Source organism: Fontibacter flavus (assembly GCF_042432905.1).
Classification (GTDB): Bacteria; Bacteroidota; Bacteroidia; order Cytophagales; family Cyclobacteriaceae; genus Fontibacter; species Fontibacter flavus.
Window position 1 is genome coordinate 17,148 of the sequence record NZ_JBHLWI010000007.1, and the last position, 21,695, is coordinate 38,842.

27 protein-coding genes and 1 other RNA gene are annotated in these 21,695 nt (G+C 38.4%); 18 read left to right on the forward strand and 10 right to left on the reverse strand.

Features of this window, described 5'->3' with window-relative positions; translation table 11 throughout:
* Positions 1-192: 192 nt before the first annotated feature.
* The gene (locus ACFFIP_RS03500) at positions 193-492 is read right to left on the reverse strand and encodes a putative periplasmic lipoprotein (protein WP_382386179.1); all 300 of its coding nucleotides are present in this window, start codon (positions 490-492) and stop codon (positions 193-195) included.
* A gap of 140 nt (positions 493-632) precedes the next feature.
* Here ACFFIP_RS03500 and ffs point away from each other — a divergent pair.
* The 16 genes from ffs (at position 633) to ACFFIP_RS03580 (ending at position 15,480) form a co-directional block, all read left to right on the forward strand.
* Positions 633-719: signal recognition particle sRNA small type (ffs, locus tag ACFFIP_RS03505), an RNA gene on the forward strand.
* A gap of 198 nt (positions 720-917) precedes the next feature.
* Positions 918-1,577, forward strand: a complete 660-nt coding sequence (gene fsa, locus ACFFIP_RS03510; RefSeq protein WP_382386180.1) for a fructose-6-phosphate aldolase — start codon at positions 918-920, stop codon at positions 1,575-1,577.
* A 126-nt stretch (positions 1,578-1,703) separates the two neighbouring features.
* The gene (locus ACFFIP_RS03515; protein ID WP_382386181.1) at positions 1,704-1,907 is read left to right on the forward strand and encodes a fructose-6-phosphate aldolase; all 204 of its coding nucleotides are present in this window, start codon (positions 1,704-1,706) and stop codon (positions 1,905-1,907) included.
* Between the two features lie 2 nt (positions 1,908-1,909).
* Entirely contained in the window at positions 1,910-2,620 is a 711-nt protein-coding gene (locus ACFFIP_RS03520) for a cell division ATP-binding protein FtsE (RefSeq protein ID WP_382386182.1), read from the forward strand.
* A 155-nt stretch (positions 2,621-2,775) separates the two neighbouring features.
* Positions 2,776-4,143 carry a S41 family peptidase gene (locus ACFFIP_RS03525; RefSeq protein ID WP_382386183.1) on the forward strand — a complete coding sequence of 456 codons (1,368 nt, stop codon included), beginning with the start codon at positions 2,776-2,778 and terminating at the stop codon, positions 4,141-4,143.
* A gap of 270 nt (positions 4,144-4,413) precedes the next feature.
* A complete protein-coding gene (miaB, locus tag ACFFIP_RS03530; protein WP_382386184.1) occupies positions 4,414-5,877 on the forward strand; it encodes a tRNA (N6-isopentenyl adenosine(37)-C2)-methylthiotransferase MiaB in 1,464 nt (487 codons plus the stop codon).
* Between the two features lie 14 nt (positions 5,878-5,891).
* On the forward strand, positions 5,892-7,178 hold the full coding sequence (locus ACFFIP_RS03535) for a sigma-54 interaction domain-containing protein (protein WP_382386185.1): 1,287 nt from the start codon (positions 5,892-5,894) through the stop codon (positions 7,176-7,178).
* Entirely contained in the window at positions 7,165-7,707 is a 543-nt protein-coding gene (gene lptE, locus ACFFIP_RS03540; RefSeq protein ID WP_382386186.1) for an LPS assembly lipoprotein LptE, read from the forward strand. The genes ACFFIP_RS03535 and lptE overlap by 14 nt, the downstream gene beginning before the upstream one ends.
* Positions 7,708-7,744: 37 nt before the next feature.
* Positions 7,745-8,698, forward strand: a complete 954-nt coding sequence (locus ACFFIP_RS03545; RefSeq protein ID WP_382386187.1) for a DUF8458 domain-containing protein — start codon at positions 7,745-7,747, stop codon at positions 8,696-8,698.
* Between the two features lies 1 nt (position 8,699).
* Entirely contained in the window at positions 8,700-9,062 is a 363-nt protein-coding gene (gene secG / locus ACFFIP_RS03550) for a preprotein translocase subunit SecG (RefSeq protein ID WP_382386188.1), read from the forward strand.
* Between the two features lie 493 nt (positions 9,063-9,555).
* Positions 9,556-9,834, forward strand: coding sequence for a co-chaperone GroES (locus tag ACFFIP_RS03555; protein ID WP_010610188.1), 279 nt, complete (start codon positions 9,556-9,558; stop codon positions 9,832-9,834).
* Positions 9,835-9,876: 42 nt separating this feature from the next.
* A complete protein-coding gene (groL, locus tag ACFFIP_RS03560) occupies positions 9,877-11,505 on the forward strand; it encodes a chaperonin GroEL (protein ID WP_382386189.1) in 1,629 nt (542 codons plus the stop codon).
* 183 nt (positions 11,506-11,688) lie between these two features.
* Positions 11,689-12,063: a response regulator gene (locus tag ACFFIP_RS03565; RefSeq protein WP_382386190.1), complete on the forward strand. Its 375-nt coding sequence runs from the start codon at positions 11,689-11,691 to the stop codon at positions 12,061-12,063.
* Positions 12,060-13,070, forward strand: a complete 1,011-nt coding sequence (corA, locus tag ACFFIP_RS03570) for a magnesium/cobalt transporter CorA (RefSeq protein ID WP_382386191.1) — start codon at positions 12,060-12,062, stop codon at positions 13,068-13,070. Before ACFFIP_RS03565 ends, corA begins: the two co-directional genes overlap by 4 nt.
* A gap of 105 nt (positions 13,071-13,175) precedes the next feature.
* A complete protein-coding gene (proB, locus tag ACFFIP_RS03575) occupies positions 13,176-14,249 on the forward strand; it encodes a glutamate 5-kinase (RefSeq protein WP_382386192.1) in 1,074 nt (357 codons plus the stop codon).
* On the forward strand, positions 14,242-15,480 hold the full coding sequence (locus tag ACFFIP_RS03580; RefSeq protein ID WP_382386193.1) for a glutamate-5-semialdehyde dehydrogenase: 1,239 nt from the start codon (positions 14,242-14,244) through the stop codon (positions 15,478-15,480). The genes proB and ACFFIP_RS03580 overlap by 8 nt, the downstream gene beginning before the upstream one ends.
* Positions 15,481-15,723: 243 nt before the next feature.
* Here ACFFIP_RS03580 and ACFFIP_RS03585 read toward each other — a convergent pair whose 3' ends face one another.
* Positions 15,724-16,083: a DUF2237 family protein gene (locus ACFFIP_RS03585; RefSeq protein WP_382386295.1), complete on the reverse strand. Its 360-nt coding sequence runs from the start codon at positions 16,081-16,083 to the stop codon at positions 15,724-15,726.
* Between the two features lie 315 nt (positions 16,084-16,398).
* Positions 16,399-16,791 (reverse strand): DUF983 domain-containing protein, encoded by a 393-nt coding sequence (locus tag ACFFIP_RS03590; protein WP_382386194.1) that lies wholly within the window; start codon positions 16,789-16,791, stop codon positions 16,399-16,401.
* A 135-nt stretch (positions 16,792-16,926) separates the two neighbouring features.
* On the opposite strand from ACFFIP_RS03590, the gene ACFFIP_RS03595 reads away from it, so the two are divergent.
* The gene (locus ACFFIP_RS03595) at positions 16,927-17,307 is read left to right on the forward strand and encodes a hypothetical protein (RefSeq protein WP_382386195.1); all 381 of its coding nucleotides are present in this window, start codon (positions 16,927-16,929) and stop codon (positions 17,305-17,307) included.
* A 126-nt stretch (positions 17,308-17,433) separates the two neighbouring features.
* Positions 17,434-18,327: an HAEPLYID family protein gene (locus ACFFIP_RS03600; protein ID WP_382386296.1), complete on the forward strand. Its 894-nt coding sequence runs from the start codon at positions 17,434-17,436 to the stop codon at positions 18,325-18,327.
* 59 nt (positions 18,328-18,386) lie between these two features.
* Here the strand turns inward: ACFFIP_RS03600 and ACFFIP_RS03605 are convergent, their stop codons facing one another.
* The 7 genes from ACFFIP_RS03605 to ACFFIP_RS03635 form a co-directional block, all read right to left on the reverse strand.
* Positions 18,387-18,626 carry a hypothetical protein gene (locus ACFFIP_RS03605; RefSeq protein WP_382386196.1) on the reverse strand — a complete coding sequence of 80 codons (240 nt, stop codon included), beginning with the start codon at positions 18,624-18,626 and terminating at the stop codon, positions 18,387-18,389.
* A 7-nt stretch (positions 18,627-18,633) separates the two neighbouring features.
* Positions 18,634-19,068, reverse strand: coding sequence for a hypothetical protein (locus tag ACFFIP_RS03610; protein WP_382386197.1), 435 nt, complete (start codon positions 19,066-19,068; stop codon positions 18,634-18,636).
* Positions 19,061-19,573 carry a DUF4920 domain-containing protein gene (locus ACFFIP_RS03615; RefSeq protein WP_382386198.1) on the reverse strand — a complete coding sequence of 171 codons (513 nt, stop codon included), beginning with the start codon at positions 19,571-19,573 and terminating at the stop codon, positions 19,061-19,063. Before ACFFIP_RS03615 ends, ACFFIP_RS03610 begins: the two co-directional genes overlap by 8 nt.
* A gap of 62 nt (positions 19,574-19,635) precedes the next feature.
* Positions 19,636-20,304 carry a peptide-methionine (S)-S-oxide reductase MsrA gene (msrA, locus tag ACFFIP_RS03620; protein WP_382386199.1) on the reverse strand — a complete coding sequence of 223 codons (669 nt, stop codon included), beginning with the start codon at positions 20,302-20,304 and terminating at the stop codon, positions 19,636-19,638.
* A gap of 32 nt (positions 20,305-20,336) precedes the next feature.
* Positions 20,337-20,594 carry a DUF3253 domain-containing protein gene (locus ACFFIP_RS03625; RefSeq protein WP_382386200.1) on the reverse strand — a complete coding sequence of 86 codons (258 nt, stop codon included), beginning with the start codon at positions 20,592-20,594 and terminating at the stop codon, positions 20,337-20,339.
* Positions 20,595-20,607: 13 nt separating this feature from the next.
* Positions 20,608-21,153 (reverse strand): class I SAM-dependent methyltransferase, encoded by a 546-nt coding sequence (locus ACFFIP_RS03630; protein ID WP_382386201.1) that lies wholly within the window; start codon positions 21,151-21,153, stop codon positions 20,608-20,610.
* Between the two features lie 59 nt (positions 21,154-21,212).
* The gene (locus ACFFIP_RS03635) at positions 21,213-21,569 is read right to left on the reverse strand and encodes a response regulator transcription factor (protein WP_382386202.1); all 357 of its coding nucleotides are present in this window, start codon (positions 21,567-21,569) and stop codon (positions 21,213-21,215) included.
* Between the last annotated feature and the right edge of the window lie 126 nt (positions 21,570-21,695).

The window sequence follows — 21,695 nt, forward strand, 5'->3', positions numbered from 1 at the left end:
GGATCCACCACTACGGACAAATTATTCAAGGATATTAGTTCGAAATCTAAGGTTAATCCCATAAAATATGGTTTGCTGTTATCAATGCGGATAATCAAATTGAAAAATATAATTTTGAGATAACTGCATTGAAAGCGTAATTATGAACAATGAAAAAACCCAGAGCGGTTCCCTGCTCTGGGTTTGATGTTTTTAATATTCGTTCATCTCATTGCCATCAGGCTGATTGCTGGGTTGGTTCGGCATCCAGGCCGGCACTGTCTCCCTTTCTTCCAGTTTAATCAGTTTCCCCTCCTCAAAGGTAGCCAGAACATAAAACCGCTCTCCCCTATTGACACGGTAAACAGTCTGATTGCCATCAATTCCTGCCAAAACAGCTTCTTTGTTCTGTCTCAAAAATTTTCTTTCAGTCATTCCCTGCTCAAACTCAGGTCTTGTGGCACATGCGCCCAACAACATAATTGCAGTAATAAAAACAAGTAATTTTTTCATAATACAAATCTTTTAATAACTAAAAATAGGCAAAAACTTTGCCATAAAATTTATCCTTGATGCTTAAGGATTTAGCATAAATAGTACGTGAAATTGAATTTGTCTTTTGCAGGAAGATAAATTTGACTTACCTTTGTACCATAGCGGCACGACCAGCTCCTGCTGAATCCCCCAGGTCCGGAAGGAAGCAAGGGTAGGCGGTTGTAGCGGTGCGATGCCGCTTACTTTTTTATTGTTACAACTAATAGTTTAGACATTGTTATTAAATCTCCCCTTAATATTGAAATTTGGTTCGCTAATAATAGAATCTTCCTACTGACGAACTATTTAAATGTGAGAATTTTACAATCTTTCAATTTACTGACCTTCCAATTCCCCATTATTCCTTTAACTTTGCGTCGGTTAAAAACAATAATCCTTTCAACATGAAATTCTTTATAGATACAGCCAACCTCAGCGAGATTAAGGAAGCTTACGACCTAGGTGTTTTGGACGGTGTGACCACCAATCCATCCTTGATGGCAAAAGAAGGCATCAGCGGTGAAGCCAATATCCGTGCACATTACAAAGCAATCTGCGATATCGTAGATGACAATGTAAGCGCCGAAGTGATCGCTACAGACTTCGAAGGTATGATCAATGAAGGTAAAGAACTTGCCAAAATTGATGATAAGATCGTCGTAAAAGTACCTATGATCAAAGACGGTGTTAAAGCCATCAAATATTTCAGCAGCGAAGGCATCCGTACCAACTGTACTTTGATATTCAGTGCTGGACAGGCAATTTTAGCTGCAAAAGCTGGCGCAACTTATGTATCTCCCTTCATCGGTAGACTGGATGACATCTCTTATGATGGTCTTGAATTGATCGAACAGATTGTCAATATCTATGAAAACTATGGCTATGCCACCCAGGTGTTGGCAGCCTCTGTTAGACACTCCATGCACTTAATCAAATGTGCTGAAATCGGTGCTGATGTAGCAACATGCCCATTGAAAGTTATCACTGGCTTGTTGAAACACCCACTGACTGATTCAGGATTGGCGCAATTCCTGGCAGACCACGCAAAGGCAGCAGGCAAATAAAAACAAAACTGCAGAGACCTGATTTGCATAAAGCTTCAGGTCTCTGCTTTTTATATTTGAAACATTTCCATCATTTTTGAGTAATACCTTTCAAATTTAACGTTGATACCATAACCTTCTTTTTCCATGTATATCATCAAAGTAAAAGGAAAAGCAAAAATCCCTGATTATATTCAAATCAGAGACGAAAACTTTGTTTTAGTAGCTTATTTCAGAGCAGATAGGCCTATGAAAAATCTGGAAAAATTCGGATTGGAAGGAAAAGAACAAGAATTGGAATCATTGATCAATGAACTTCCTTTTGGAAAACTTCAAAAACTTGAACTTTAACTATGGTTTTTACGAGTGAACCCATCATAAAAGTAGAAAAAGCCCATATATTTCAGGGATTGGATGCTGTACTTCAGGATGTGGAATTTTCTATCGAAAAAGACGAGTTTGTATTCCTCATCGGAAGAACTGGAAGTGGCAAAAGTTCACTATTGAAAACCCTCTATGCTGACTTGCCTTTAAAAATGGGCAAGGCAGAAATTGTAGGCTTTCAACTGGATAAAATCAAAAAGAAAGATGTCCCCTATTTAAGAAGAAAACTCGGTATCGTTTTTCAAGATTTCCAGCTTTTTCATGACCGGACAGTAGCTGATAACCTCTTTTTTGTCATGAAGGCCACAGGCTGGAAAGACAAATCCAAGATGAAAAACAGAATGATTGAAGTGTTATTAAAAGTTGGTCTGGCAGATGCCTCCACCAAAATGCCCCATCAACTTTCAGGTGGTGAACAACAGCGGGTGGTTATCGCAAGGGCACTGATTAACCAACCCTCCATCTTATTGGCTGACGAACCTACCGGAAACCTGGACCCGGATGTAGCTGATGGGATTTTCAAACTTTTTCAGGAAATCAACAAAGAAGGAACAGCCGTCTTGATGGCCACCCATAACCACGACCTGTTACGAAAATACCCTTATCGAGTCCTTAAATGTGAAAAAGGCAAATTATTGGACAGCAAAACTTCAGACATTAGCATCAACACCTCTTTTTGAGGTGTTTTTTTTTGCTTTAGATTGTGATAAACCCAACATTTTCAAGAAAGAATTTGTTATTTTTAGAACCAATTGAAATAAAATAATGGTTTTAAAACCAAATGCGTAAGCTTATGATTAACAAATTCAAAAATCCTCTTACATCCTTTTTGCTGATGGGCCTAATAATAGGAATGGTTTCCTGTCAGGATAAAGATGACCAAAAACCAGATACTGAGGTATCGCCTAATGTTGCTATCAACAAATGGATAAAAGAACAGATGGATACCTACTATTATTGGTTGGAGGATATGAAAACCCCTATTGCCCAGGATTTGGATCCAGAGGACTATTTTGAAGCCTTACTCAACAGGCCAACAGACAGGTTTTCTGAAATTTACCCTAATTACCAGGAATTGGTCAATAGCCTCTCCGGTGTCAGCAGGGAAGCTGGATATGAAATTTCATTAGCCAGGGAAAGTAGTCAAAATGAAAATGTTCTGGCATTTGTAGTCTACACCAAAAAAGGCAGCCCCGCAGAATCTCAAGGCCTCAGACGGGGTGATATCATCACACAGATCAACGGTCAAACCCTCACTTTGAATAACTACCAGAATTTGTTGAGGCAGAGATCTGACAATCATACGGTCAATTTCTTCAGGTTCAACCCCGAAACAGAAAACTACTCACCACAGCCTCAAATTTCATTGGAAACCATCACTTTGGCTGAAAATCCAAATTTCCTTGATACCATCTACACGATCAATAACCAAAAGATCGGCTATGTGGTCTATCACTTTTTTGCGCCTGGTATAGAAGGTCAGCCCAAGCGATATGATGATCAAATGGATGCGATTTTCGGCAGGTTCAAAGCAGAAAACATCAACCATCTGATTCTGGATTTCCGCTACAATGGGGGTGGCTTCGTCAGCAGTGCTGTAAATCTCGCAAGTCTTATTGCCCCTTCCGTCACTTCAGAAGATATTTTCTCAAGAACCAAATACAACAGTTTCCTTTCCCAATTTCAGGAAATCAGAGACCTGGAAATCAGAAAATTTGACAACAAATCCCAGAATCTTGGAAATATCTTGAATGGAAACAGGATACACATCATTACTTCTGGTAGGACCGCCTCTGCGAGTGAGCTGATCATCAATGGACTCAAACCTTATATGAATGTATATTTGGTAGGTGGTGTCACTGTTGGTAAAAATGTTGGATCAATTGCCATAGAAGATGAAGACAATGCTGACAATGATTATGGCATCTTACCGATTGTTTCTATGTCTTTCAACAAGGATAATCAATCCGAGTATACCAATGGCTTTACACCAAACATTTCTGCGAATGAGTTGTCGCAACAAGTATTATTACCTTTGGGAGATACCAATGAGTACCTTTTAGGACTTACTTTACAGCAGATTACCGGTGTAGGTGCCCGTTACAACTTGGTTGACAGAATTGAAATAGGAAGTTCTTTTGAAGGAAAAATCCGATTTGGACAACAGATTGAAAATAAGTTAACGCTGAAAAATAACCACTAAAAACATTAAAACTCCTGCCCACGAAGCAGGAGTTTTTTATTTGATTCCATCTCTATCATCTGGAAATGACACGAGATAATTTGAATATTTTTTTATTGATTTGACATCAATTGAAAAATATATTAAACCGGAAAATCCCTTCATCACCCTTTCGCTTTTCCCATTACTCCTTTCCTATACGCTTTCGAGAATATTCATAAGATATGAAGGAACTTTTCCTGTCATTTTGTCGGTATTTTCTTAATTTCGCATTTCGAATAGCTTACAGATATGGAAAACTTTATCAAAGACATAGATTTCATCGCACCGGAAGAGGCTCAGGCATGTGATTACAAGACCACAGAGGACGAAAATACCGGTAAATCGAAAAAATTATATATTGAGTCGTATGGATGTCAAATGAACTTCTCGGATTCCGAGATTGTAGCTTCCATTATGAAAGAGAATGGTTTTGACACCACCTCCAACTTTGAACAAGCGGATGTTATATTTTTGAACACCTGTTCCATCAGGGAAAAGGCAGAACAGACAGTCAGAAAACGCCTTTCCCAATTCAACACTATCAAAAAGAATAAGCCTGAACTGACCATAGGTGTACTTGGCTGCATGGCAGAGAGGCTGAAAGAAAAACTTCTAGAGGAAGAGCGAATTGTAGATGTTGTAGTAGGGCCAGACGCATACAGGGACCTCCCTAACTTGGTAGCTTCTGCAGAAGAAGGCAACAAAGGAGTGAATACTTTCCTTTCAAGAGAAGAAACCTACGCGGATATCTCCCCTGTCCGTCTTAACTCCAATGGTGTATCAGCCTTTATTTCCATTATGAGGGGTTGTGACAATATGTGTTCTTTCTGCGTGGTCCCATTCACAAGAGGTAGGGAAAGAAGCCGCGATCCACATTCCATTGTGAATGAAGCAAGAGAATTATTCGAGAAAGGTTATAAAGAAGTTACCCTTTTGGGCCAAAATGTAGACTCTTACAAATGGTCACCTGAGGAAAACAACAAAGCCCGTCTGAATAAAAAAGAAGGGGAAGTCACTGAAGTGGTCAATTTTGCCCATCTGCTTGAAATGGTAGCCCAGGTCAATCCAAAATTAAGAGTAAGATTTTCTACTTCCCATCCCAAAGATATTACCGATGAGGTGTTGTACACCATGAAAAAGTATGACAACATCTGCAAATACATCCATTTACCTGTTCAAAGTGGCAACTCCAGAGTTTTGGAAATGATGAACAGAACCTATGACAGGGAATGGTATTTAGACAGGGTTCGTGCCATCAGAGAAATTCTAGGTGATGAATGTGGTATTTCTTCTGATATGATTGCCGGATTCTGTTCCGAAACTGAGGAGGAGCATCAGGACACCTTAACCTTGATGGACATCGTGAAATATGATTTTTCATACATGTTCTTCTATTCAGAACGTCCAGGCACTTTGGCAGCCAAAAAGTACGAAGATGATATTCCTTTGGAAGTCAAAAAACGAAGATTGGCAGAAATCATAGAAAAACAGAACAGTTTATCTTTGGAACGTAACAAACTCGATATAGGTGCCGTTCAGGAAATTCTGATCGAAGGTACCTCAAAGAGGTCCGAAGACCAATTGAGGGGAAGAAATTCAGCCAACAAAGTAGTCATCATTCCTAATGATGGAAACATTACTAAAGGGGATTATGTCCATGTAAAAATCACAGATTGTTCTCCTGCCACACTTTTTGGTGAAGTTGTATCATAAATCCTATCCATTCTATGTTTTCAGCTGCTGAAATTCAAAGTGTAAAACAAAGGTTTGGTATCATCGGGAACAGTCCTTTGCTGAATCACGCCATCTCTGTAGCCATGCAGGCCTCCCCTACAGATATGACTGTACTGATCACAGGAGAGAGCGGTAGTGGTAAGGAATCATTTTCCAAGATTATCCATTCTCTCAGTGCAAGGAAACACGGGAAATTTATTGCCATCAACTGTGGGGCAATTCCAGAGGGAACGATAGATTCTGAGCTTTTTGGTCACGAAAAAGGATCTTTTACAGGAGCTCATGAGGCCAGAAAAGGCTATTTTGAGGTAACTGACGGGGGATCAATATTCTTGGATGAGATTGGTGAAATGCCTTTGGGTACACAAGCAAGATTGTTGAGAGTGCTGGAAAATGGGGAGTTTATCAAAGTCGGTTCTTCCAAAGTACAAAAGACAAATGTCCGGGTAATTGCCGCCACAAATGTCAACCTGATCCGTGCCGTAGAAAAAGGTAAATTCAGGGAAGACCTTTACTACAGGTTGAATACTGTTCCTATCTATGTTCCACCGTTGAGAGAGCGTGGTGAAGATGTGGTCCTGCTTTTCAGAAAATTCACTTCTGACTTTTCTGAAAAATATAATGTGAAGCCCATCTCTCTCAATGAGGATGCTAAAAAATTGCTGATGAGGTTTCCTTTCCCCGGCAATATCCGCCAATTGAAGAATATTGCAGAGCAAATCTCTCTATTAGAGCAAGAAAGAGATGTGGATGGCCCTACCCTTTCTAAATACTTGCCCACTGCTCAAGCAAGGTTGCCAGCAGTTTTCACCGGAGCTACTTCAGGAGAGTCATCAGACTTTTCCGAAAGGGAAATCCTCTACAAAGTTCTCTTCGATATGAAGAAAGACATGAACGAGCTTAAAAAGCTTGTTCTGGAAAGTTATCAATCTGGAGGGTTAAATTCCAGTATCATCAACAAGCATCAAAATCTCTTTGAAGATTTAGAGTCTCCGATTTCTTTTGAAGAAAAACCTGCTTCTTCTACTTCTTCGGTTAATATGCCAATAGTTTTGGATCCTCAAAGCAGTAAGGATGAAATAGAAGATTATGATGATGAGAACATTGAAGACATCATTCATGAAGAGGACGATAATTCCCTTTCATTGGAAAAAAAGGAAAAAGAAATGATTCTGAAGGCCTTGAGAAAGCATAACAATAAAAGAAAATATGCCGCAAATGATCTTGGTATCTCAGAAAGAACGTTATACAGGAAAATCAAACAATATGATATTGAATAAAGTCTTACGTTCTCTGATTATTGCTTTGGTATCCTTCTTTGGATTTCAGGCTTGTTCCGTGAGTTATAGTTTCACTGGAACCAATATCAACTATGACATCATCAAATCTTTTTCTGTAGAGAACTTCTTTAATGACTCCGGTGGTGGACCTGCCAATATGGAACAATTGTTCACGGAATCTTTGAAGGATTTTTACCAAAGAAACACACAACTTGAGTTGGTCAGAAACAATGGGGATTTACAGTTTTCAGGAGCTATTAGCCGCTATGCCATTACGCCCCAGGCGACAGTAACCACTACTGACCCCAACTTACCTGATAGGGCCGGACAAATGCGATTGACCATTACCGTCGAAGTGGACTATGTCAATACTGTTAATGAAGAAGAAAGCTTAAAAAGAAGTTTTTCCTTTTTTAAAGACTATGACCCTAGAAACACTTCCATTCTACAGGTAGAAAGCGTATTAATTGAAGAGATTTTCGAAAGTATCATTCAGGATATTTTCACGGCCACAGTGGCCAATTGGTAAAATTGTGTAAATTTAGACTCCACCAAACGATTATTTAGTGAATCCATTACAACTTTTAGGTCTTATCAAAAAAGCAAATCATCTCGAAAGGGAAGATTTCTCTGAACTCATGAAAATCCATGAGGCATTTCCTTTTTTTCAGATTCCAAAAGTATTATTGGCTAAGTATGAATTTGGTAAAACAGAAGGCAATACTCACGAACTTCTACATTGGGCAGCAGTAACAAGTCCCGACAGGTTATGGCTTAAGAAAATGGTCGAGTCTGAAATTCCATTCGAGCAAATTTCTAATGCTATGGAGAAAAAATACCAAGCTGCCCTCGAAGCTAAAAACAAACCTGCTCCGGAGAATTTTATTGATGATCTAGAAGAAGAGCAACTTTTACCTAAAGAGCATAAACCAAGCAGCGCCAAAGACCTTACCGCTACGTTGAAAAAGCTTGGTGAAGACCTGGCCCAAAGCAAACTTAAAGCGCTGGAAAAACTGGAAAATGCTGGAAAAGGACCGGAAAAACCAAATACGCCGGTACCAGTTGAGCCTTCCGAAGATATTAAATTGAAAGATATTAAATCAGAGCCTCTTGCTGAAGCTACTAAACCTGAACCAAAGCCAGAGGAACCGATAACTCCAAAGCCAAAACGAAAGCATCGGGGTGATGAACTGATTGAATCCATCAAGAGAAAAGAAAAGAAAGAAATTCTTGATGAGAAAAAGAAAGAACAGATCGACATAATCCGTGCTTTCAGCAAAAAAGAAATCAAGCTCGCCACACTGAAAGAAATAGAAGGACAACAGAAGCAGGACGATCTTTCAGAAAAAAGCACCAAGTTAAATTCAGGCCTGATTACAGAATCTTATGCAAAGATTTTGGTGAAGCAAGGGAAAATTCAAAAGGCGAAAGAAATTTATAGGAAATTAATGGTGAAGTTTCCAGAGAAAAACACTTATTTTGCGGACTTAATAAAAGAACTAGAAGAAAACAATCCATAATATGTTTACCCTATTAATCAGTATCATTATAGTTTTGGCAGTTTTATTGGTTTTGGTAATCCTTGCTCAGGATTCTAAAGGTGGTGTTGGCGCAGCATTTGGGGGCAGTGCGTCCCAGATCATGGGAGTCACCAAAACCGGTAATATTTTAGAAAAATCCACTTGGGTACTTTCTATCGCTATTTTGGTTTTATCCTTAACTTCTTCTGCTTTCTACAGCAGTTCAAGTGCAGACCAATTTACTTCCCCAAACATTGAAAGTGCCAAGAAGCAGATCATAAACCCATCTTTCGGTGATGTAGAAAGTATCCTTCCTGCTGAAAGCACTGAAGAGGTTACTGAAGAAGATACTATTAACGAGTAATACCTTCACAATATTCAAGAAAAGCCCGGCACAGTCGGGCTTTTTTTATGAATTCCATTTTCAATTTATGATTCAGGTAAGATCCCTTAAATCAATTTGAATAAGACCTCTCCTTTTGACTTCATTACGTCACATTCTTTAATATGAAGCGCTTGCTGATCCTTTTAAAGCTTTCTCAGATGAAGGTTATGGGTTCATCAGGTTGCCAGATTAGGTAATTCCTGATACGTATTGAAAATCCATTTGATCTTCTCTAAACGGGTGTCAGTGACCTTCTGACTTAATAAATCAATACCATTTTTAAAAACTGACAAAACATAAAAGAGAAAACGAAAAATTGACAGTATTAATGAAGAGATTGATACTTAAATGGCATGATCAAAGCCTATTTTTGCGCCTTTCTGTCAGATTGTCCAGTCTACTGTAGATTGGCACAAGAAATGATAATTAGGCATTGTAACGTTTTAGAACTAACCTTTAAAAGTTTATAATTATGTCAAAAGTTAACATCCAACCTCTTGCAGACAGGGTTCTGGTAGAACCAGCTGCGGCCGAAGAGAAAACTGCCTCCGGTCTTTATATCCCGGACACTGCTAAAGAAAAACCACAAAAAGGAACTGTAGTAGCAGTAGGTAATGGCAAAAAAGATGAACCATTGACTGTAAAAGTAGGTGACACAGTACTTTATGGCAAATATGCCGGTACAGAACTTTCTGTGGACGGTCATGATTACCTCATCATGAGAGAATCAGACATTTTCGCTATCCTCTAATCATCTATTAAGACAATCAAAAACCAAAAAAAGACAAACAAAATGGCTAAAGAATTATTTTTCGATACCAATGCAAGAGACAGACTTAAAAAAGGTGTTGACGCTCTTGCTGATGCAGTAAAAGTTACCTTGGGACCAAAAGGTAGAAATGTCATCATCGACAAGAAATTTGGTGCTCCTACCATCACTAAAGACGGTGTGTCCGTTGCAAAAGAAATCGAATTGGCTGAGCCAATCGAAAACATGGGTGCTCAGTTGGTAAAAGAAGTAGCTTCCAAAACTGCTGACAATGCAGGTGACGGTACCACTACTGCTACTGTATTGACTCAAGCTATCTTCAATGCAGGTATCAAAAACGTAGCTGCAGGTGCTAACCCAATGGACCTGAAGAGAGGTATTGACAAAGCGGTTACCGCTGTTGTCGCTGAACTGAAGAAAAACTCTAAAGCTATTTCTACAGGAAAAGAAATCCAGCAGGTAGCAACTGTATCTGCCAACAACGATGAAGAAATCGGAAAAATGATCGCTGATGCGATGGATAAAGTTGGCAAAGACGGTGTAATCACTGTTGAGGAAGCGAAAGGTACCGAAACTGAAGTAAGAACTGTAGAAGGAATGCAGTTTGACAGAGGGTACCTTTCTCCATATTTTGTAACCAACACTGAAAAAATGGAAGCTGAATTGGACAGGCCTTACATCCTGATCTATGACAAGAAAATTTCTTCTATGAAGGAATTGCTTCCAATCCTTGAACCTGTAGCTCAGTCTGGCAAACCATTGTTGATCATCGCTGAAGACGTAGATGGTGAGGCATTGGCTACTTTGGTTGTGAACAAAATCAGAGGTGCTTTGAAAGTGGCTGCTGTTAAAGCTCCTGGCTTCGGTGACAGAAGAAAAGCGATGTTGGAAGATATTGCCATCCTGACAGGCGGTACTGTGATTTCTGAAGAAAGAGGTTACAAACTTGAAAATGCCACTGTGGATTACCTAGGTACTGCTGAAAAAGTAAATATAGATAAAGACAATACCACCATCGTGAATGGTGCAGGTGAGTCCAGCCATATCCAAGCTAGAATCGCTGAAATCAAATCTCAAATTGAGAAAACAACTTCTGACTATGACAGAGAGAAACTTCAGGAAAGATTGGCCAAATTGTCAGGTGGTGTTGCCATCCTTTACATCGGTGCAGCTACTGAAGTAGAAATGAAAGAGAAAAAAGACAGAGTTGATGATGCATTGCACGCAACCAGAGCTGCTGTACAGGAAGGTGTAGTTGTAGGTGGCGGTGTTGCTTTGGTTAGAGCTTCTTCTGTATTGGATACTGTCAAAGGTGACAATGAAGATCAAGATACTGGTGTAAATATCATTAGATTGGCCATCGAAGCACCTTTGAGAACCATTGTTGAAAACGCAGGCGGTGAAGGCTCTGTTGTGATCAACAAAATCAAAGAAAACAGTGGAAACTTTGGTTACAATGCCAGAACAGATGTTTACGAAGACTTATTCGAGGCAGGTGTTATAGACCCGACCAAGGTGACCAGATTAGCATTGGAAAATGCTGCATCTATCGCAGCCTTGCTTTTGACCACAGAATGTGTCGTGGCAGATGTGAAAGAAGAAGGTCCTGCTATGCCTCCAATGGGCGGCGGCGGAATGGGCGGTATGATGTAATCAAACTGCTGAAAAAATCAAAAAGGGAAGCCTCTAGTGGCTTCCCTTTTTTGTTAAATTTTTGAGTGAAACATTTTAAAATTCAATTTTGAAAAAGAAAGGAAATCTTAATTTGCTTCTCTATATTTACTCTAATTTACCGGAAATACGTAATTTTTGAAAAAAGCCATTGCTTGGAATTAAATGCATCCTTATTATTCCATACTGCTCATAGATGATGACCCCATCAATAACCTGATCAACAGAAGGCTGATCTCTAAAATTGATGTATCTGATAAGATAGAAGAATATCTTGAAGCAGAAAAGGCCATCGAAAGGATTCATGAGCTCAAAGGAAAAGAAAAGTTGCTCATACTTCTTGATATTAACATGCCTGTGATGAATGGATGGGATTTTTTGAACCGATATATGAATGAATTCACGGATAGAAATGACAAAATTGTCATGCTTTCAAGTTCAATTGATTTTCAGGATCGACAAAAAGCATTAAATTATGAAGTGGTCCACAATTTTCTTGAAAAGCCTCTGACGCCTGAAAAAATGAAAAGTATTCTATGATGGATTCCTCACAAGAAGTAAAGCATCCCATAAGCCTTGACCTTTACAGTTTTGGAGAAGGACATTTTGAAAAACACCATATTACTAACTCAGAGCAAATCATACCATTTTTAGAATCCGAACATAAATTCTGGCTCAACATGCCAAACCTGAACAACATTGATCTTCTCAATGAAATAAAAAATATTTTTGACCTCCATACCATGGCTATGGAAGACATCATCAATACTCAGGAAAGGCCGAAGGTCGAAATCTACGATCATTTTATCCTCATTGTGGTAAAAATGCTTTATTCACGTAATAACCTCGCCGATTTAGAGGCCGAACAAGTCAGTATTGTAATAGGGAAAAATTATGTGATTTCATTTCAGGAACATGCCTTTGATATTTTTGACGGTATAAGAGTCCGGATAGAAAATCCCTCAGGTAAAATACGGAAACATGGAACTGACTACTTTGCCTATACTCTTTTAGACGCCATAGTCGATGAATATTATTCTTTACTGGAAAAAGTAACTGACAAAATTGAGGTTCTAGAAGACGAAATCATCAGTGAGGAAAAAAGGGTCAAGCTCAGTGAAATCTACAACCAAAGGAAATCTATCCAACTTCTGAAAAAAGTCATCTGGCCCACTCGCGAATTGCTTTCTACACTCAAAAAATCAGAATCTTTCCTCATCAAAAGAAGAACGCTTCCTTTTATCAATGATATTTATGAGCAGACAGTTGAGATCATGGAAAATCTCGAGATGCAAAGAGAATCTATTACCACCTTGGTGGAAATATACATGACCAATATCAGCCTTAAGCAAAATGAGGTGATGAAAACACTGACCATCATTGCGACCATTTTCATTCCCTTGACTTTTGTGGCCGGAGTGTATGGGATGAATTTTGAGTATATGCCGGAATTGAAATGGGAATATGGCTATTGGTTTACATGGTCTATATTTCTTGGAATTTCCATTTTGATGGTGATTTACTTTAAAAGAAAACGGTGGTTCTAAAACCACTGTTTCTTTTTTGAATTGGTAAAATAAAATAAGTAAAATAGTATTTTTCTTAACAAGAAGCTTAATTTTGTATGAATTCAATAATAAAAACAGCTTCTTTTGCAAACTTGTGTAATTAAAATCGGATCTAATGTAGTCACCCAGGAAAATGGAATGCCTGATTTTTCCAGGATCAGGTCACTCTGTACACAGGTCTCCTTATTGAAAAACAAAGGCAAAAAAGTTGTTCTGGTTACTTCGGGAGCAGTGGCTTTTGGTAGGCAACACATACATTTACCTGAAAAGATCAATCCCGTCCTCAAAAAGCAAATATGGGCCGCTAATGGTCAAATAGCCTTGATCCATACCTATCAAAACATGTTTGCCGAATTAGGTCATTCCATTGCTCAGATCTTGGTTACTAAAGAAGATTTCAGGGACAGAAAGCATTACCTTAATATGAAAAATTGTATTGAAGGACTGCTTTCGCAAGGAATCATCCCAGTGATCAACGAAAATGATACTGTGGCTATTACTGAGTTGATGTTTACTGACAATGACGAATTGGCAAGCCTGACTGCTGCCATGGTCAATGCCGATACGCTCATATTATTAACCAACGTGAATGGGGTCTATACAGGCCCTCCTGAGCTACCTGATTCCACACTTATTCAAATGGTAGACCAACTTACCCAGAATTTATCCAACTTCATACAGGCCAGTAAATCTTCCTTTGGAAGAGGGGGAATGTTGACCAAATTGAACATGGCAAAAAAATCTGCCAACCTTGGGATTCAGGTATTCATCGCCAATGGTAAAAAAGAAGGTATCTTAAATGAAATTCTAGACGGAAGCGCCATTTGTACCCGCTTTGATCCTTCTCCTATCAAACATAGTCCAAAAAAATGGCTGGCACATGGGGAGCAATATTACAAAGGAGAAATCATGATAAATGAAGGGGCAAAAAAAGCTTTGTTTTCCAATAAGATCAGCAGTCTCCTGCCAGTTGGCATAACTTCATGCTCCGGAGATTTTGAAAAGGGTGATATTATAAGAATTGTTGATGATTCCGGTAATCGAATAGGCCTTGGAAAAGCAGCCTATAGCATGAAAGCGCTAGGAGAAAAAATCGGACAAAAAAAACAAAAACCTATTATCCATTACGACTACCTTTATCTTTTTACATATGAGTGAATTTGACAAAGTTTTTAAGGAATTAAAATCAGCCTCAAGGAAATTAAGCCATGTGACCGAAAAGCAAATCCAGACCACCTTGGATGATTTGGTTATCCTTAGCAAAAAAGTCATTCCTGAAATACTGGAAGCCAATAGGCTAGACCTTTCCAAGATCAACCCTAAAGATCCAAAATATGACCGTTTATTATTGACGGAGGAAAGAATCCTTGCCATATTGGAAGAAGTAAATCAAGTAAAAAACCTTCCAAGTCTTTTGGGGCATGAATTGGAAAAAAGAGTACTTGATAATGGACTTGAACTCCGCAAAATCTCCGTCCCACTTGGGGTGTTAGGAGTTATCTATGAGTCTCGTCCAAATGTGACCTTTGATGTATTTTGCCTGGCTTTGAAATCAGGAAATGCCCTGATACTTAAAGGTGGATCAGATGCAGATCATTCCAATAAAGCCATTATGAAAGTTATCCATCAGGCCTTGGAGAAAAATGGAATTCCCATCCATGCCTATTTGCTACTCCCTCCTGACAGGAAAGCTACCCAGGCTTTACTGGAAGCTGTTGGATACATAGATGTGATCATCCCGAGAGGAAGTCAGGGCCTGATTGATTTTGTACGATCAAACTCAAAAGTACCGGTCATTGAAACAGGCGCTGGCATTGTGCATACTTATTTTGATGAATCGGCAGATTTGGAAAAAGGAAAAGCAATCATCCTCAATGCCAAAACCAGAAGACCGAGTGTGTGCAACAGCTTGGATTGCCTGATCATTCATAAATCTAGATTGAATGAGCTTTCACAACTTGTAACACCTATTTTGGAAAAAGATGTGCATATTTTTGCTGATGAAAAGGCTTTCCAATATCTCCCCTCTCACCCTTTGATTAAGCCTGCAGAGGCAGGTCATTTTGGCACAGAATTCCTATCGCTTAAAATGGCCATCAAAACAGCGGGAAACATGGACCAAGCTTTGGAACATATTGCCCAATATAGCTCCCGACATAGTGAAGCCATCATTTCGGAAAGCCCTGAAAATATCGAACGGTTTTTAAAAGAAGTGGATGCAGCTGCTGTTTATGCCAATGCCTCTACAGCATTTACAGATGGCAATCAATTTGGATTAGGTGCAGAAATCGGCATCAGTACGCAAAAATTACATGCCAGAGGACCGATGGCCATGAAGGAACTTACTTCTTATAAGTGGGTGGTCAGAGGAAATGGGCAAATTAGGTAAATTAAAAACTATAGCCAAAGGACAGATAGGGCCAAAAGGGAATAACGTTGTCGAAATTAATTGAAACTAAAAAGGAACTTCCACCCAGTTCTCCAAACACCGTATTTCTTTTGAATTCTGACTGGGCTTTTGATTCATTAAAACCGATAACTAAAAAAATCAGAAAATAAATTAAAATAGATTTCCCCATTATGAACTAAGTTAAACCTCAAGTTCTGGAAATATAAAAAAGAACCTAATAATTTAGATAAAAGCGAATTTCACCAATTCTTCAAGCGAAATATAATCCAGCGTTTTCTCATGACTGGCTTCTAATATGATTAATGGGGCTATTCCTGCTTTATATGCTTCCGCCCATCTGCTTACACACAAACACCATTTATCGCCTGGCTGAAGACCTGGAAATGTATACTCTGGCCTCGGGGTAATCAGATCATTTCCCATACTGAAACTGAATTCCAAAAATTCTTTTGTCATCACTGCACATACCGTATGTGTTCCCAAATCATCCGGACCTGTTTCACAGCAGCCATTTCTGTAAAATCCAGTAAGTGGATAAGAACTACAAACCATAATAGGTTCTCCAAAAACATTTTTTGCTATCAATTCATTATTTCGTAAATAATTAGGCATAAAATATGAGTTTTGGATGAATAATCAATAACCTGACTCAAGCAATCCATTCAGGCGCAGAATCCCCTATCCAAGTAAATCCCAATTTTTATTAAATTAACATTTGGAGGAATATAAAAAATTCGACTGTCCAATTTTATACATGAAGTTAGTTGGACGAACAGGAGTATTTTTGCCAAACCACTCTCCTCTACTCTTTTAACTAAGTTAGTGTTAAAAAAATAGCCCAATATATCTCAATACAATAATAATCAAGGCAGTTTAATTGAAACTACCTTGACTATTTTATTTGACAGCTTTAGCCTTTTCAGGATCGTATTTCAATTTACCAAGCCAATAGAGGTATAAAACTTTGGAATATTTCAACATTAGCGGCAAAAGAAGCACATTACTGACCACAATTGTGATCAGATAGGCTGATAAGGGCGCATTATCTGTCAAAATATTGATCGCCGTAAAAACCGTTACCATCAATGCCACTGAAAATGCATAAGAAATAAACATTGCCCCATAATAGAAATCAGGCTCTGGGGTAAATACGGCCTGACATTTGGGACATCTATGGTGTACTTCTGTTAATTTTCTAAAACTAAAGATAGGTGTAGGAAAAATATTACCTTCCCGACAACTAGGACATTTACCCTGTAGCATAGCTGCTCCAAGACTTTTCTTATTCATATCTAAATGAGATTTTTGTGCGATTTAACGAATTTTCAATCAAAATACCGTGATACAAATCACTTATAATAGATGCTGATACTGAAGTGCAAAATAGCCATTTCGCTTTAAATTAACTAACTTTACGACATGCTGATGCGCTTGAAAAGACAGAAGTTTTCACAAGGTGTAATTTATCTTTTATTGGTAAACTTTATCAATTTAACGGCAAATTTTTATACAGCCTCCTCTATAGATTCCTCTCTTTTGAATCAACATGATCCCATTGACTCATTAGCGGAATTAGTTTTGGAATTTGTACTTGAAATGGATGAGGAAACCATACCGGATACGGAAGTCCCTCACGAAAAAAAGAAATTCTCAGACATCAAACTTTATGTTTGGCATCAAGTAAATACTTCTCTTGAATTTCACTTTTCAGAAACCAAACCTAATGGATATTATCTCAACATTTTTGAATCCACATCTCTGGAAATCAACTCTCCTCCACCCAAAAAGGTGTTTTTATTTTCTTAATACGCATTCAAATCTTACACCTTGGATCTTGCCATTTTGGCTTAAACCTACGACCTGGTTTGCCGTATTACACTGAGATTTGAAAACGTTTTTCTTTAAAATCTTAAGCATAATTATTTAATAATGATGAAAAAATCACTGATTTCAATGTGCTTTGTCTTCATCACTTCCTGGACATTTGGCCAGGTTGAAACAGAATTGGATAGTGTGAAACTTGAAAGAATTATTCTGGACAGTCTCTTCCTATCGGAAATTGAAGACAGTAAGCCAACTCAAAAACCCAAAGTTCTGCATGCGGAACCTTTATATATTGACCTAATCCGTGACCTGGGCGCTAGAAAAGGAGAAAAAGAATGGAATGTAGGACTTGGAATGACTGATAAAAGAGGTTTTGATAAATATGAGGCTTTGGTCGAATATGAATGGGCCCCCATTGACCGTTTAGGTTTTGAAGTAGAGTTGCCTGTAACCCTCTATACCATGCGGGGAGATCTTCCTTCTGACTTAGATCGGCCTGCAAATCGAATAGAATCTCTGAAATTAGCCACCCAATGGTCCTTTCTGGTTTCAGAAAAAGCAAAAACTACTCTTGCCCTTGGTTATATCCATGAATTTGAGTTTGTGGATTTGAATAAACTTGGGCAAAATGAATTGTTCAAAGGCAATATCTATAACCCTTTCTTCATTGCAGCCAAAAGATGGGGAAGAAACTACCATACATTGATCTATACCGGTCCAAGGATAGAAAAGGAATTTGATTTGCGAAGGAACATCACCTATGAATTCCATACCAATTTTCATTATATGATTACAGGTACCCGAAACTTTGTCGGGCTAGAAGTCAATAAGGAAGTCCAAAATGGCAAATTAGAAACAGTTCTTAGGCCACAAATGCGTGTCGGTCTAGCTGAAAATTTAATGATCGGTATCGTGACAGGTATCCCCATCAATAGGGACAGAGAAAGTCTGAGTTCTTTTCTCAGAATTATCTATGAACCGGGTTTTAGGACATTTCACTAAAAACAAAGCCCTTTGGAATCTTCCAAAGGGCTTTGTTATGGCAATTTTATTCAATCTTATCAGAATTGTTTCGGCACCAAGCCTCTACTGGATTCCACTATGATTTCGTCCAGTTCATAATCTTTTCCTTTCCCCCATCTCAATAACTCCTCCAAAGTATACACCTCTGTGGTATCCATATCTTTGACCTGAAAATTTGAACCAGAAAGTCTGGCCAATATTTCGATTTTACGCTTCTCTCCCATATTGGTAAGCTCGTAGAACCTTCCTACCCTTAAGTTATCCAGTGCAATCGCCATATCACGCTTAATCTCCTAAATTTAACAACTGTATTCTTTTAATGGGTCCGGGACAATATTGTTGATGACATCCCAAACAAGAACTGATCAAAACTTTGTAATTCTCACTTAATTGTGATTTGGGGCTCTCTTCAAGTCTTTTTAGACTTTCCAGGTAAGCATTGCCCATCATTTCAAAAGTTGCGGTTTTAACCGCAGGATTGGTGGGATGTGCCACCAGAATTTCTTTATGTCTCTTTAAATAAGATTTAATGTTTTCACCTTGTTCCACAGAAAACTTGATCTCTTCCAAATCCAGAAAAACCTCTCTCATCAACAGAGCCAGCGGGGCATCTTCATTTGGATATTGAACCGCCAATGTAGTCTGACTGCTATCCTTTTGGGCGCAGGAATTGAATAATAACCATCCTAAAATAAATAGATATGAATGACATTTATGCATTATCCCTGATGATTACGCCAACAGCTTCAAAGGCATATTCTTGCTTTGGTTCAGTGATGGCATCAATTTCTTCCTGGGATTTTCCGGCATCTTCAGCATAATGCTTTAAAGTAGCCACATCAGTCACTTTTTTAGAAGCTATTCCTTCAATTATAACTGGATAACCATGAGAATTTTTAGGCACGAAAAAGCCATAATCTTTGAAAGTAACACGCATCGTTTGCCCGTTTGGAAGATCAATAGTCATCCAACAACCTTTCATAGAGCACACTTCTTTGATCTCCCCTACTACTTTACCCTCAAATTCATCCTGAGATTCCAAAGTTGCCACCAATTGATCCAAAGAAACCAGTCCATTGTCATCAATCTCAGCACCAAAGATACCGGTAGGTTTGCTCTCTTCCTTTACCACTTCCTCTTGAGAACCTACTTTAGAAGAGTTTGGTGAAGTGCAGGCAAATGAAGCAGCAATCAAAATCAGTGCAGGCAATATTACTTTTTTCATGGCTGTTTATTTTTACCCAAATCTAAACAGTTCATTAGTTTATTCCAATAATTTTTATCTCGCTAATTCTTCAGCTTTTCAGCAAACACCTTTCTGAATTTTTCCACTTTCGGCCTAATGACAAACTGACAATAAGGCTGCATTCCGTTATCATTAAAATAATTCTGATGATAATCTTCAGCTACATAAAAGTTGGAGAAGGGGGTTACCTCTGTTATAATAGGCCTGTCAAATGCTTTTGATTCATCTAACTTCTTTTTGTAAAATTCAGCTGTTTCTTTTTGCTCCTCAGAATGAAAAAACACAGCCGACCGGTATTGTGGACCAACATCTGCACCTTGCCTGTTGAGTGTAGTAGGGTCATGGGTTGACCAAAATATTTCCAATATCTCAGCAAATGAAATCTGCTTGGGATCAAAGAAAAACTGAATCACTTCTGCATGACCTGTAGTTCCTGTGGTTACCTGACGGTAGCTAGGTTTGGCTATGTGGCCTCCACTGTAGCCGGACCTGACTTTTTCAACTCCAATTAAATCCTGATAAATAGCTTCTGTACACCAAAAGCATCCACCACCCAAAGTGGCGACTTCATATCCTTCAGGTACCTGAACATCTGTTTTGGGTAAATCTTGCATTTTTGTTGTCTTTTTGCTGTTCGTCTGCCCGCAGGCAATATTACTGATGAAAATAAGCCCCATGATCAGGGACTTTAAGTTGATAAATCTTTTCATGAAGAGTATAACATGTTTCTTGATATGGAAGTTTAAAATGCTGGTCCAATCTTTACCTTTTCTTCAGGTAATTCATGCATTGAAATCAGCTTTCCATTTAGGCTGACCGATATCTTCCCTTCTCTATATAGCAACATCATTTGAGCCAATACTTCATCCATAAAATAACGCCAAGAAGAAGGATAAATCCATTTCACCACTTCCTCAGGTCCAAAGCTATCTCCTTTTCTCATCCTGAGCATTTCCATAATAGCCATTGAAAGGATGTTGGGCATGATATTTTCCGGCATACTTTTCACCACATCAATTGCAAATCATGATAAAAATAGGAGGAAAATTTTTAAGGGTGAAAATAGTCCTGACTTGTTTGAAATATCTTCTGAAATGAAACTTCAAAAAATAGGAGTAACAAATTTGAATAAATTTCCCTTTTTCGTCTAAACTTCTGCTACTTCTTTGGTAAATTTTTTCGCGGGAAGTCCTATGAATCAAGGTAAGGGGCAATGAGGAGAAAATGTAAGATGCCTTTTTGTCCTGTAAATAATGATCCAGATTTTCAGCTGAATCACAAATGATTTTCACATTGGAATATGGAAAATCTTTTGAAAGGTTCTCACAAAAACTCTTGTTGATTTCAAAAACAAACAGTTCGGCATCAGGATCCATATTGGCATAAATCCCTGAGGTGATGCTTCCATCCCCTCCACCAAACTCAACTATGGTTTTGGCCCCCTTTAGGTCCGCATATGAAACCATTTTTTTGACCAAAGCCGGAGAACTAAAGGTTACAGCTCCGGTCTTATGAATATTAGTAAAAAGCTCTTTGAGCAAAACGCCTTTGTTTGCCATAAACGAATTGATGAAAGGAAGAAATCATTTTCTGTTTCATCAATATAAGCATTCTCTTATTAAATGAATCTCTTTATTCTTAAAACAAGTTCATTTGGATTAAAAGGCTTTGTAATAAAATCACTTGCTCCAAGCTTAAATGCCTGTTGCACAGATGATTCTTCTTCTCCCAAAGCAGAAAGTACCAAAATAGGAATTTCCGGAAAATCCTTCTTCACCAAATAGGTGATTTCTAGCCCGGACTTGTAAGGAATCATCAAATCTGTAATGACCATATCAGGCTTTAGTTCATGAACAGCTTTCAGACCTGCATCACCATCCATGGCTATATAAACCTGAAAACCCTCTTTTTTCAATTTAAACTCCACCATCTTCAGAATAAGCTGGTCATCTTCAATCAGAAGTATTTTCTTCATTGGGTAATCTTTACTTTAACTCTTTATTTGCCTTTGCAATGATAAATTACAGAGACTTTAACATAATCATTGTGCTTTTCATCACAAAATCGATATTTTTTAAGGTCCCAAATATTTTCAATTTCT